Here is a 12,150-nt window from a genome sequence, read left to right as displayed (position 1 = left end):
TTCGCCTCGGCGAACGGCGAGGTACGGGAGCTGCCGCCGCTTCTGGAGCGCTGAACCCCCGGCGTGCGGCGCCTTGCGGCGGGGCGTCAGGGGCGGGGCCCCGGGGCCTCGGTCACGTGCGCCCGTACCCAGGCCATCAGCACCGGCGCGTCCAGCGTCGGCACCCACAGGTGCGCCCGCTCCGCCTCGGCGGGCCGGTCCCCGACCCCGAGCACGCGCAGCCCCGCCGCCCGCGCCGCCGCCACGCCGGTCAGCGTGTCCTCCACGGCGAGGGCGCGGCCCGGCTCGACGCCGAGCAACTCGGCGCCCCGGCGGTACACGTCGGGTTCCGGCTTCGCCCGTACCTCGGCGTCCGGCACCACGACGTGCTGGAAGTGGCCCAGCAGCCCGGCCCGTCCGAGCGAGGCCTCGACCACCTCGCGCGGGCAGTTGCTCGCCACCGCGAGCGGCAGCCGTTCGGCGAGCGCGCGCACGAAGGCGCCCGCGCCCGGCATGAGGACGGGGTCGGCGGCGGCGAGCGCGGTGAAGCGGCGCAGGAGTTCGGCCGTCATCTCCTCGGCCAGCTCGGGTTTTCCGGCCTCCTCGGCCATGAGCCGCCCGCAGTCGGCGTAGTGGAGCCCGAGGGCGCGGGCCGCGAAGCCCGGCGAGGGCCGCAGCCCGAGCGTGGCGAGCGTGGCGATCCTGGCCTCGTGCCAGTGCCGCTCGGAGTCGACGAGGGTGCCGTCGCAGTCGAGCACGGCGGCCTCGGGGGTCCAGGAGAGCAGGGGGTGCGTGAAGTCGTTCATGGTGGTGCGCTTTCCGGGAGGGGACGGTGCGCGACGGTGGCCGCGCGCGGGGGAGAAAGCGGGAGGAAAGGGACGCGCGAGGGTGGGAAGAGCCGCACGGCGCTCGCGCGGCGCGAGTGCGGGGGAGTCAGGGAGCGATGACGGGGAAGGCGCCTGGCCGGGGGCCGGGCAGCCCGTGCCGGTGACGGCGCGCTTCCGGGCGGACGACGAGGCGGGACCCTCGCGCCGGGTGGGCGCGGTTCAGGCGGCTCTCGTGCGAAACATCATGGGCGCTACGTTATTTCCGTCCGCGAATCCCCCGCAATCACCCGCAGTTGCGGTTGTGTGTGCGAAGCGCTCGTCCGGGGGGAGTGGCGAAGGGGTTCCGGGTATTCCGTGAAATGCGTCAACGAGGTTCGCGTGCAGCTGAGTTGACCTTGACGCGGCTCCCCGGTCAGGTGATCGGGAAGCTGCGGGGGAGCGGGCGGGAAGCCGCGCGCAATCACCCGGAAGCGTGCACGCCCGAAAGAAAGGAACAATTTCCGGGCGCGAGTTGTCCGTTCGTATTCCCGGCGTACGCGGGCGCATTAGATTTCCCGGGTGTCACGACCATGTTGAGCGAAGGTGGACAGCACATTGCAGGAAAGGGCGCAGGCGACCCGGAGAAAGGTGCTGGAAGCGGCGGCCGACCTCTTCGCCACGCGCGGCTACGCCGCGACGAGCATCAACGACATAAGCGCCAGGTCCGGGCGGACCAGTGGCGCCGTCTACTTCCACTACACGAACAAGGAGGGCGTGGCCCTCGCCGTCGTCCGGGACCGGTTCGCCGACTGGCGTCACCTGTGGCCCCGCTACACGGCCCGCGACGTATGCCCCCTGGAGAACCTGGTCGGGCTCAGCTTCGCCGTCGCGGGCAGCCTCGCCGACGACCCGGTCGCCCGCGCCGGGGCCCGGTTGTGGGCCGAGCGCGCCACGATCGCCGCGCCGCTCCCCGACCCCTTCGGGGCCTGGACCTTCGGTGCCACGCGGCTGCTCGCCCGCGCCCGGCAGCGCGGCACGCTGAGCCCGGGCGTGAGTCCGGCCCGGACCGCTCCCGCGCTGGTCCGGGCCTTCTACGGGGTCTCCGTCCTCACCGCCCCGCTGGACGCGCACGAGGGCGCGGGCTCCGGCAGGGGCGCGGCGGAGGGGAGGCGGCGCGGGCAGATCGTCGGCGAGCGCCTGTACGAGTGGTGGCGCCTCGTCCTTCCCGCGCTGTACGTGCGGCGGGGCGACCCCGGCCTCCTGGAGCGCGCCGCGCGGGCCTCCGCGGAGCCCGACCACCCCCTCGCGGAGCGCGCCTGAGCGCTCGCCCGGGGCCCCTGCCCGACGGCTCCGGCCCGACCCCGTACCGGCCACTCCGCGCCGGCTCCGTACCCGCGTAACCCTGTCACCCGGGTCCCCGTCCCGGGCCCCCCGCTCGTGCGCCGTTCTCGCTCAGCCCTCGGTCGCCGCCGGGGCCACGACGCCGCGCCTGATGGGCTCGCCCACCCGGTGCAGATGCGCCAGCGCCTCCTTGTACGAGCGCAGCAGCCCCGTCTCGTGGTACAGGATGCCGAGTTCGGCGCAGTAGTCGCGGACGAGCGGCTGGGCGCGGCGCAGGTGCGGGGTCGGCATACTCGGGAAGAGGTGGTGCTCTATCTGGTAGTTGAGGCCGCCGAGGGCGACGTCGGTGACGAGCCCACCGCGCACGTTGCGCGAGGTGAGGACCTGCCGGCGCAGGAAGTCGGGCCGGTCGTTCCCGGACAGCGTCGGCATCCCCTTGTGGTTCGGCGCGAAGGTGGAGCCGAGGTAGACGCCGAAGAGCGCCTGGTGCACGAAGAGGAAGGCGACCGCCTTGCCGGGCGAGAGGACGAGGAAGAGCGCCGCGAGATACCCCGCCAGGTGCGCGAAGAGCAGCACCCCTTCGAGGACCGGCTGCTTCATCTCCGGCTTGCGCAGCGCCCGCACGCTCGACACGTGGAGGTTGAAGCCCTCCAGCGTGAGCAACGGGAAGAACAGCGCCGCCTGGTGACCGCCGAGGAGCCGGGCGATGCCCTTGCTGTGCCGCGCCTGCTCCTTCGACCAGACGAGGATGTCCGGGGCGACGTCCGGGTCCAGTTCCTCGTGGTTCGGGTTGGCGTGGTGGCGGGTGTGCTTGTTCATCCACCAGCCGTAGCTCATGCCGATCCCGAGATTCCCGAAGAGCCGCCCGCCGATCTCGCTGGGCCGCCGCGTACGGAACACCTGACGGTGCGCCAAGTCGTGTGCGACCAGGGCGACCTGGCCGAAGACCAGCGCGAGGAACGCGGCCACGGCGAGCTGCCACCAGGAGTCGCCGAGCAGCGCGAAGGCCGTCCAGCCACCCGCGAGGGCCGCCGCGACCAGGCCGAGACGCAGGGTGTAGTAACCGGGGCGCCGGTCGAGCAGTCCGGCCGCGCTGATGCGCTGGGCGAGGCGGGCGAAATCGCTCCCGCCGCTCCGGTCACCTGCGCCGCGCGGCGCGGGCACCGGGCGGGGTGCGAGGGGAGTCATCGTCATGGGAAGAGTCTTCGCCTCCCGGGCTTCGGGCGGCAGCCTGCTGACGCCCGGACCGAGGGGGGTGCCACCCGGTGAGCGGACCGGGGGCTAACCCCCGTAACGCCCTCCGTGACCTGCGAGGACTGTGGGGGCGCGGTGCAGGGGTGTCCCCCGTGCTCCGCGCCGGGGTGGGTTCTGCGGCCATCTAAGGTTAGGCTAGCCTTCGTGGCGTGAAACCAGCTGAACGAGCGCTCACCACCCCCCGTACGCGCGGCCACGGCCTCACCGCGGCGGGCGTCTGTGTGGCCTACGACCGCGCGGACGTCCTCCACGACGCCGCCCTGTCGCTGCGCCCCGGCGAGGTCACCGCGCTCGTGGGACCCAACGGCAGCGGCAAGTCCACCCTCCTGCGCACCCTCGCCCGCCTCCAGCGCCCCCGCGCCGGGGACGTGCACCTGGAGGAGGACGGCACGGACCGGGTCGACGCGCTCGCGCTCGCCCCCAAGCAGTTCGCGCGCCGCGTCGCGCTGCTCACCCAGGCCCGGCCCACCCCCGGCGGGCTGCGGGTGCGCGACGTCGTCGAGTTCGGCCGCTACCCGTACCAGGGCCGCTGGGGCGGCACCGATCCCGACGGCACCGCGGCGATCGAGCGCGCGCTGCGCCTGACCGGCGTCACCGGGCTCGCCGAGCGGCCCGTCGAGCAGCTCTCGGGCGGTCAGCTCCAGCGCGTGTGGCTCGCGAGCTGCCTCGCGCAGGAGACCGGCATCCTCCTCCTGGACGAACCCACCACCTACCTGGACCTGCGCTACCAGGTCGAACTCCTCGACCTCATGCGGGACCTGGCCGACGAGCACGCGATCGCCGTCGGCGTCGTCCTGCACGACCTCGACCAGGCCGCCGCCGTCGCCGACCGCGTCGCGCTGCTGCGCGACGGACGCGTCGTCGCGGACGGCACCCCGGAGGAGGTGCTCCTCTCCGAGCGCCTCACCGAGGTCTACGGCATCCGCATCGAGGTCGACACCGACCCCCTCACCGGCCGGCCGCGCACCCGCGCGATAGGCCGCCACAGCACCAGAAGCGAAAGGCTCCACCCCACGCCATGAGACGACTCCTCCTCGCCACGGCCGCGGCGGCCACCGCCGCGATGACCCTCGCCGCCTGCGGCTCCTCGGAGCCCGCGAAGGACGAGCCCGCCTCCAAGGGCTCCGTTGCCACCGCGAAGGTCCACCTCACCGACGACAAGGGCCAGAAGATCACGCTCGACGGCCCCGCCAAGCGGATCGTCACCACCGAGTGGAACGTCACCGAGGCCGCCCTCAGCCTCGGCGTCACACCCGTCGGCGTCGCCGACATCAAGGGCTACCGCGCCTGGGACAAGGCCGCCCCGCTCGGGGACGGCGCCAAGGACATCGGGATGCGCGGCGAGCCCAGCATGGACACCGTGGCCGCGCTCCACCCCGACGTCATCATCGCGACGTCCGACCTCAAGCCCGCCGCGGTCAAGCAGCTCCGCAAGATCGCCCCCGTCCTGGAGGCCACCTCGGCCACCGGCGGTGAGCAGCTCAAGACCGTCGACCGCACCCTCGACCTCGTCGCCGAGGCCACCGGTACGAGCGACAAGGCCACCAGGGTCAAGAAGGACTTCCGCGACAAGCTCGCCGAGGGCAAGAAGGCCCTCGCCGAGGCCGGCGCCGACAAGCGGAAGATCGCCTACGCCGACGGCTGGGCCACCGGCAACCAGGTCTCCGTCCGGCCCTTCACCGGCGACTCCTTCCTCGGCGAGATCAACACCGAACTCGGTCTCACCAACGCCTGGAAGCTCAAGAGCGACAAGGCGTACGGCCTCGCCTCGACCGACGTCGAGGGCCTCACCAAGCTCGGCGACGTGAACTTCGTCTACATCGCCTCGGACGCCGACGGCGGCGACCCCTTCGCCAAGCTCGCCAAGAACTCCGTCTGGAAGTCGCTGCCCTTCGTCAAGAACGACCACGTCCACCGCATGGACGACGGCATCTGGCAGTTCGGCAACACGGCCTCCGGCACCGCCTACATCGACAGCCTCGTCAAGGCGCTCACCAAGTGAGCCGCCCGGCGGGCCGCCGCACCTGACGGCCCGCCGCCGCCGACGGCCCCCGGGGACCCGCGTCCCCCGGGGCCGCCCGGCGTACCGGCGCCCGGCGCCCGGGGGCGAGCCCACCGGCCCGGCACCCGCCCCCGTACTCCCCGCCCCGCGGCCCTTCCTCCCGCCCCGGACGTCACGAAACAAGGCTCATGACCGCGACCGCAACGCGCCCTCCCGTCCAGGAGACCCCCGCCCCCACGCACCGCCGGGGCGCGCCGGCCGTCACGCTGGGGCTCCTCCTCGTCGTCGTGGCCCTCGCCGTCATCGACATCGCGCAGGGCACCTCCGACGTCGGTTTCTCCGACGTGTGGCACGCGGCGACCGGCGACGGCGACCACACCTCCGCCTCCGTCGTCGCCGCCTCGCGGCTGCCGCGCGCGGTCGCGGGGCTCGTCGTCGGGATCGCCCTCGGCGCCGCCGGGCGCGCGCTCCAGACGACGAGCCGCAACGTCCTCGCCGCCCCGGACACGCTCGCCGTCAACGCCGGTTCCTACCTCGCCCTCGCGCTCTTCGCCGTCACCGGGGTCTCGGTCCCGCTCCTCGCCTCCTCGGGCGTCGCCTTCGTCGGCGCGCTCGCCGCCTCCGCCGTCGTCCTCGGCGTCTCCGGGCTCGGCACGGGCACGGTCCGCCTCGTCCTCGCCGGCACCGCGCTCGCCCTCGGCCTCGACGCCGTCACGCAATCCCTCCTGCTCCTGTTCCCGCAGGAGACCGAGGGCCTGTTCCAGTGGAACCAGGGCTCCATCGCGCAGAACGGCTTCGACGGCATCCTCCAGATGCTGCCGGTCATCGCCGCGGCGCTCCTCGGCCTGCTCCTCGTCTCGCGCCGCCTCGACGCGCTCGCTCTCGGCGACGACGCGGCGCGCGGCCTCGGCGTCGCGGTGGGCCGCACGCGGCTGACCGTCGTCGTGCTCACCGCGCTGCTCGCCGCCGCCGCCGTCACCCTCACCGGCCCGCTCGGCTACGCGGGCCTGTGCGCGCCCGCGCTCGTGCGGCCCCTCGTCGCCCGCTACCAGGGTTTCACGCGGACGCGCGTGAACATCCCCCTCGCGGGGCTCGTCGGCGCGGGGCTCGTCCTCGGCTCGGACGTCCTGCTCCGCACCTTCGTCACCGCCGACCGCTCCACCGGCATCCCGACCGGCACCGTCACGAGCCTGCTCGGCGCGGTCTTCCTCGTCGTCATGGCGGTACGGCTCAAGGAGGGCGGGGACGCGCAGGAGCCGGAGCGCACCCGCATCCCCGGCCGGGCCGCCTACCTCGTGACCCTCGCCGTCATCGTCGTCGTGCTCGCCGGCCTCGTCGTCGCGGGCGCCCTCCTCGGCGACAACGTCCTTCTGCTCGGCGACCTCACCAACTGGGCCACCGGCCGTGCCGGCTCCGCGATCTCCTTCGTCCTGGACACCCGCGTCCCGCGCGTCCTCTCCGCGCTCCTCGCCGGGGCCGCGCTCGCCCTCTCCGGCACCCTCGTGCAGGCCGTGACCCGCAACCCGCTCGCCGAACCGAGCGTGCTCGGCGTCTCGGGCGGCGGCGCGTTCGGCGCCGTCCTCGCCACGACCGCCGTCACCGGTAACGGCACCTGGGGCATCGCGGGCGCGGCCTTCGCGGGCTCCGCCGCGGCGGCCCTGCTCGTCTTCGGGCTCGCCGCGCGGGGCGGTTTCCGGCAGAACCGCGTGATCCTCGTCGGCATCGGGGTCTCGGCCGCGACGACCGCGCTCATCGGCCTGGTCATCGTCCTGACCGACCCCTTCAACGCCGCCAAGGCCCTCACCTGGCTCTCCGGCTCGACGTACGGGCGCGAGCTGCCCGACCTGCTCCCGGTCGGCATCGCGCTCCTGCTCGGCGGGGCCGTAGCCGTCGCCTCCCGCCGCGACCTCGACCTGGTCTCGCTCGACGACGACACGCCCCGCCTGCTCGGCCTGCCGCTCCCGCCGCGCCGCCTCCTGCTGCTCGGCACGGCCGTCGTCCTGACGGCGACGGCCGTCGCTGCGGCCGGGACGATCGGCTTCGTCGGTCTCGTCGCGCCGCACGCGGCGCGGGCCCTGGTGGGGCGGCGGCACGCGCGGGTCCTGCCGACGGCCGTGCTCCTGGGGGCGTGCCTCGTCGTCCTGGCGGACACCCTCGGGCGGACCGTGATCGCGCCCGCCCAGCTGGGGGCGGGGCTGATGACGTCGCTGGTGGGGACGCCGTACTTCATCTACCTGCTGGTACGGACCCGGCGCTAGCGGGACCGGCCGGCCCCGCTAGGGAGCGTATTCGGTTGTGATCAAGAGGCTGCTCGTGTGAGGTCCTTGATCCAGATCATCGAGGCGCGTAGGTAGAGTCCGGCGAGGTAGCTGTCGGGGGTCTTGTCGTAGCGCGTGGCGATGCCTCGCCATGCCTTGAGCTTGTTGATCAGACGCTCGACGGTGTTCCGCTCCTTGTAGAGGTCTGCGTTGTGGCTGACGGGCCGGCCGCCGTGGGAGCCCTTCTTGTTCCGGTTGGCGGCCTGGTCCTTCTTCTCCGGGATGACCGCTTTGATACGGCGTTTGCGCGGGTGGGCACGGTTGCCGCGGGACGAGTACGCCTTGTCTGCGGCGACCGCGTCCGGCCGGGTGCGGGGACGGCCGACGAGCCCGCGGACCCGTACCTTCCCCAGCACTGGGATGAACTGCGGACTGTCGGCGGCCTGCCCCTCGGTCAGGATGAACGCCAGCGGGCGGCACTTGCGGTCGCCGGCGACATAGATCTTGCTGGTCTGCCCGCCCCTGGAGCGTCCGAGCAGGGCGGCCTTCAGCCGAAGTTTGCGTCGGCGCCGGACGCGCCGTCGTTCTTCCCGCGCGGGATCGCTTTCGGTCTCCTGCCCGGTTTGTTCGTCGCAGCCGCCCCCTTTGACCTGGCCTTCTCCGCCTCGGCGGCGGCTTTCTCCAGGGCGGTGACGACGTCCTCGTCGAGGTGCATGCCGGCCGCGTCGTGGTGGGCACGGGCGGTGGTGGAGTCGATGCTGACCAGGGACAGGTCCACCTCACCGCGCTTCGCGGCTTCCGCGATCAGGCCCTCCAGCAGGGCCTCGAAGACCCCGGCGTCACGCCACTGCCGGAAGCGGTTGTGGACGGTCGACCAGGCGCCGAACTCTGCCGGTATCTCCCGCCACTGGCCGCCCGTCTTGAACCGCCAGATCACGCCCTCGAACTGCTGCCGCAGCCGCTCGGGGTACGGGCCGTACTCGCCGATCGGCAGGTACGGCTCAATGAAATCCCACTCCGGGTCGGTCAGTTGCACTCGCGTCACGTACGACGGTCTACCGGACCAGACCGTGCCACGAAGGCACATCCCGCAGATTGATCACGACTCGATACGCTCCCTAGCGCCGGGCGGGCTGTCCCCGGGGCTCCTCCCGGACCCCGGACCCCGGACCCCGGACCTCGGACGCCGGACGGGCTGGATCTCCGGGCGGCGTGAGTCCCGCGTCCGGGCAACTATTCAGCCTCTCCGGCGTGTGAGGAGCGGGGCTCGGGGCGGGGCCCCGGGGGGCCGGGGAGTGCAGGAAGGTCCGGTACGTGGTGATCGGGGAGCTGGGACGGGGCGTGCAGCCGCGGCCCCTCCGGCAGGAGTTCGTGGGTGCCCGGCGGGTCGAGGTCGTACGTCGCGGTGCTCCCCGTGCCCGAGAGGACCGCCGCCTCCTCCGCCTCCGTCAGCGCGATGCCCCGGCCCTCCGTGGGGGTGAGCGCGATGCCCCGCCCCTCCGTCGGGGTCACCGCGATGGCCCGCTCCTCGGCGGGGGTGAGCGCGATGGCCCGTTCCTCCGCGTCCGACAGACCTATGCCGTCCTCGCCGTCACCCATCACGACCTCCTCCGTTCCTCTTGGTATGTCCCGTGACCGCTCCGTGAACCCCGTGTTGACCGGTGTCACCCATTCCGGTTAGGTTCGTGCGGTTCGGCTTCCGCGCCCCCGCGCCCGGGCCCGCGACCGTAAGCGTTAACGTCACCCAACGCGTCACAGCCTTCCTGCCCAGCACGACACGGCAGGGGTGGCGCGTCGGCGTACCGCGGACCGCCGCCCCGCCGGGAAACGGAGTCCTTCCGGTGGCCGACAGCGCTCACCAGCCCACCGAGAGCACCGAGGACGAGCCGCCGGGCCCCGCCCCAACCCCCGTCCCCGCGCAGCGCCGCCGGCGCTTCACCGTCGACACCACCCCGCTGCGCATCAAGCCGTTCCGCCGCCTGTGGTCGTCCACGGTCGTCACCGCGATCGGCAGCCAGCTCACGGCCGTCGCCGTTCCCCTCCAGATCTACGACGACACCGGCTCCTCCGCGCTCGTCGGCGTCGCCGGGGCCGTCGCGCTCGTCCCGCTCGTCGTCTTCGCGCTGTGGGGCGGCGCCATCGCCGACCTGCGGGACCGCCGCACGCTCCTCCTCTTCAGCAACGCGGGCATCGCCCTGACCTCGCTCCTGTTCTGGGCGCAGGCGGCGCTCGGGATGCACTCGGTCGGGGTCCTCTTCGTCCTGCTCGCCTTCCAGCAGGCGCTCTTCGGCATCAACGCCCCCACCCGCACCGCCTCCGTCGCCCGCCTCGTCCCCGAGGCCCAGTTGCCGGCCGCGACCGCGCTCACCTCCACCGTCGCCCAGTTCGGCCAGATCCTCGGCCCGCTGCTCGCCGGGGCGCTCGCCCCCCTCCTCGGCATCTCCACGCTCTACCTCGTGGACACGCTCGCCCTCGTCATCACCCTGTGGGCGGTGTGGAAGCTCCCGCCGCTGCCCCCGCTCAAGGCCGCCGCGCGCCGCGCCGGGCTCAAGGACATCTTCGACGGCTTCCGCTACCTGTGGCCGCGCAAGCTCCTCCTCGTCTCCTTCGTCGCCGACATCGCGGCGATGGTCCTCGGGATGCCCCGCGCGCTCTTCCCGGAGATGGCCGACTCCTACTTCGGCGGCGACGCCGCGCTCGGCGTGCTCTACGCGGCCCTCCCCGTCGGCGCCCTGCTGTGCGGCGTCTTCTCCGGGCTGTACTCGCACATCCGCCGCCACGGGGTCATGGTCGTCCTCTCGGTCGCCGCCTGGGGACTCGCCGTCGCCGGGCTCGGGCTCGCGCACTCGCTGTGGCTCGCCGCGCTCATGCTCGCCCTCGCCGGAGCGGCCGACATGATCTCGATGGTCTTCCGGGGCGTCATCCTCCAGTCGGAGGCCACCGACGAGATGCGCGGCCGGATGCAGGGCGTCTTCACCGTCGTCGTCGCGGGCGGCCCGCGCCTGGCCGACCTGCTCCACGGCACCGTGGGCGAGGCCGTCGGCGCGCGCGGCGCGACCGTGGGCGGCGGGCTCCTCGTCGTCGTCGCCGTCGTCCTCCTCGCCGTCCTCGTCCCCGCCTTCTGGCGCTACGCGCCGGCCGCCGCCCCGCGCGAGTGACCCCGGCCCGTCCCGGACGGCCCGCGCGCGCCGGATTTTCTGTGCCCTTTCTGTGAAGGAAGCGTTTTCGCGGGTACGCGCGCCGAGTCCCGTCGCGTGACGGGACGTCATCGGCGGCCGGTCGGGCGACCGGCGGAAGGGCGGGACCATGACGACGAGGCGGACGCGCACCACGGCGGCGGCGCTCGGAATGCTGTGCGCGGGGGCCCTCGCCCTGACGGCCTGCGGCGGCCCGGGCGACGCGGACGAGGCGTTCAAGGGGCAGAAGGCCGACGACATCGCGGCGAAGGCCGTCGCCGCGACCGACAAGGCCCCCTCCGTCCACCTCAAGGGCACGTCGCACCTCAAGGGCGGCAACGTCGTCAAGGTCGACATCCGCGTGGACGACAAGGGCCACTGCACCGGCACCATGAGCGGCGACGGGGCCGAGGCGGAGCTGCTGCGCGACGGGGGCGACATCCTCATCAAGGGCGACGAGAAGTTCTGGACCAACTCCGCCAAGGCGAGCGGCGGTTCCGGCGACCAGGGCGCCCAGCTCGCCGACAAGCTCGCGGGCAAGTGGGTCAAGGCCCCCGCCGACAGCGCCGACGCCTCGCTCTGCGACAAGAAGGCGTTCCTCGCCTCGATGGACCAGGACAAGTCCGAGCGCCGGGGCCTTGAGCGCGGCGACACCGGCGAGGTCGCCGGCAAGGACGCCCTCGCGCTCAAGAAGAAGGGCGGCAAGAACCTCACGATGCACGTCGCGACCGAGGGCGAGCCCTACCTCCTGCGCACCGAGACGAAGGGCTCCCAGCCCAACGACATGACCTTCTCCGAGTACGGCAAGAAGGTCGAGGTGCACCAGCCGGCCGACGACGAGATCGTGGACCCGGCCCACATGACGGCCTGACACCCGGGGGAGCGGCATCAGAAGCCGGTACGGGGGCCGCGTCCCCCGTCCGGCGCACGCCGACGCTCCCCGCGCCCCCCCTTCGCCTCCGTGCTCCCTCGTGTCGCGTGTCCCTTGCCCGGCCCGTTCGTTGCTCCGTACGCCGGAACCGCTCCCGCCCCCGCGCGGGCGTGAGGGTCCGGCGCGGTGCGCGTCCCGGTGCGTGAGCGCCGGAGGAGGAGGGGGCGAATGGCAGGCTGGATCACGGCCGGGGTCATGGCGGCCACGGCGTTCTGCCCGTTGCCGGGGTACGCGGGCGGCACCTCGGTGCTCATCGAGGGCGGGCCGCTCGGGGGTCACCTCGTCGTCTGCACCAATCAGGCGTGGGTCGAGATCAACGGTCACCACCACCCGCCCCGGCCGACACCGCCGCCCCCCACACCACCGCCCCCGGAGCCGAGCCCGCCCCCGGCGCCCACCCCGC

The 12,150-nt window shown here is 73.6% G+C and carries 9 protein-coding genes and 2 pseudogenes; 7 read left to right on the top strand and 4 right to left on the bottom strand.

Going from position 1 to position 12,150, the window contains the following annotated elements; genetic code table 11:
* Nucleotides 1–86 precede the first annotated feature (86 nt).
* Nucleotides 87–785: an HAD family hydrolase gene (locus tag SSBG_RS04920; protein ID WP_008745115.1), complete on the bottom strand. Its 699-nt coding sequence runs from the start codon at nucleotides 783–785 to the stop codon at nucleotides 87–89.
* Between the two features lie 648 nt (nucleotides 786–1,433).
* On the opposite strand from SSBG_RS04920, the gene SSBG_RS04915 reads away from it, so the two are divergent.
* The gene (locus SSBG_RS04915; protein ID WP_008745114.1) at nucleotides 1,434–2,105 is read left to right on the top strand and encodes a ScbR family autoregulator-binding transcription factor; all 672 of its coding nucleotides are present in this window, start codon (nucleotides 1,434–1,436) and stop codon (nucleotides 2,103–2,105) included.
* A 132-nt stretch (nucleotides 2,106–2,237) separates the two neighbouring features.
* Here SSBG_RS04915 and SSBG_RS04910 read toward each other — a convergent pair whose 3' ends face one another.
* Nucleotides 2,238–3,320 carry a fatty acid desaturase family protein gene (locus tag SSBG_RS04910; RefSeq protein ID WP_037868967.1) on the bottom strand — a complete coding sequence of 361 codons (1,083 nt, stop codon included), beginning with the start codon at nucleotides 3,318–3,320 and terminating at the stop codon, nucleotides 2,238–2,240.
* 209 nt (nucleotides 3,321–3,529) lie between these two features.
* Between SSBG_RS04910 and SSBG_RS04905 the strand changes: the two genes are divergently transcribed.
* The 3 genes from SSBG_RS04905 to SSBG_RS04895 all read left to right on the top strand — a co-directional run bounded on the left by SSBG_RS04905 (nucleotide 3,530) and on the right by SSBG_RS04895 (nucleotide 7,640).
* On the top strand, nucleotides 3,530–4,402 hold the full coding sequence (locus SSBG_RS04905) for an ABC transporter ATP-binding protein (protein ID WP_008745112.1): 873 nt from the start codon (nucleotides 3,530–3,532) through the stop codon (nucleotides 4,400–4,402).
* The gene (locus SSBG_RS04900) at nucleotides 4,399–5,382 is read left to right on the top strand and encodes an iron-siderophore ABC transporter substrate-binding protein (protein WP_008745111.1); all 984 of its coding nucleotides are present in this window, start codon (nucleotides 4,399–4,401) and stop codon (nucleotides 5,380–5,382) included. Before SSBG_RS04905 ends, SSBG_RS04900 begins: the two co-directional genes overlap by 4 nt.
* Nucleotides 5,383–5,570: 188 nt before the next feature.
* Nucleotides 5,571–7,640 carry an iron ABC transporter permease gene (locus SSBG_RS04895; protein ID WP_008745110.1) on the top strand — a complete coding sequence of 690 codons (2,070 nt, stop codon included), beginning with the start codon at nucleotides 5,571–5,573 and terminating at the stop codon, nucleotides 7,638–7,640.
* Between the two features lie 41 nt (nucleotides 7,641–7,681).
* Here the strand turns inward: SSBG_RS04895 and SSBG_RS30680 are convergent.
* Nucleotides 7,682–8,685 (bottom strand): annotated as a pseudogene (locus tag SSBG_RS30680) (IS5 family transposase).
* Between the two features lie 188 nt (nucleotides 8,686–8,873).
* Nucleotides 8,874–9,239, bottom strand: a complete 366-nt coding sequence (locus tag SSBG_RS04880) for a hypothetical protein (RefSeq protein WP_234010370.1) — start codon at nucleotides 9,237–9,239, stop codon at nucleotides 8,874–8,876.
* A gap of 242 nt (nucleotides 9,240–9,481) precedes the next feature.
* Here SSBG_RS04880 and SSBG_RS04875 point away from each other — a divergent pair, with 242 nt between their 5' ends.
* The 3 genes and pseudogenes from SSBG_RS04875 to SSBG_RS33575 all read left to right on the top strand — a co-directional run.
* Nucleotides 9,482–10,798 carry an MFS transporter gene (locus SSBG_RS04875; RefSeq protein WP_008745106.1) on the top strand — a complete coding sequence of 439 codons (1,317 nt, stop codon included), beginning with the start codon at nucleotides 9,482–9,484 and terminating at the stop codon, nucleotides 10,796–10,798.
* A gap of 148 nt (nucleotides 10,799–10,946) precedes the next feature.
* The gene (locus SSBG_RS04870; RefSeq protein ID WP_008745105.1) at nucleotides 10,947–11,687 is read left to right on the top strand and encodes a hypothetical protein; all 741 of its coding nucleotides are present in this window, start codon (nucleotides 10,947–10,949) and stop codon (nucleotides 11,685–11,687) included.
* A 228-nt stretch (nucleotides 11,688–11,915) separates the two neighbouring features.
* Nucleotides 11,916–12,150: pseudogene (locus SSBG_RS33575) on the top strand (hypothetical protein); the annotation flags it as partial.

This window comes from Streptomyces sp. SPB074 (genome assembly GCF_000154905.1).
Lineage (GTDB): Bacteria > Actinomycetota > Actinomycetes > Streptomycetales > Streptomycetaceae > Streptomyces.
The sequence above is the reverse complement of the archived record's forward strand: the minus strand, read 5'-3'. Positions and strand labels throughout refer to the sequence as shown.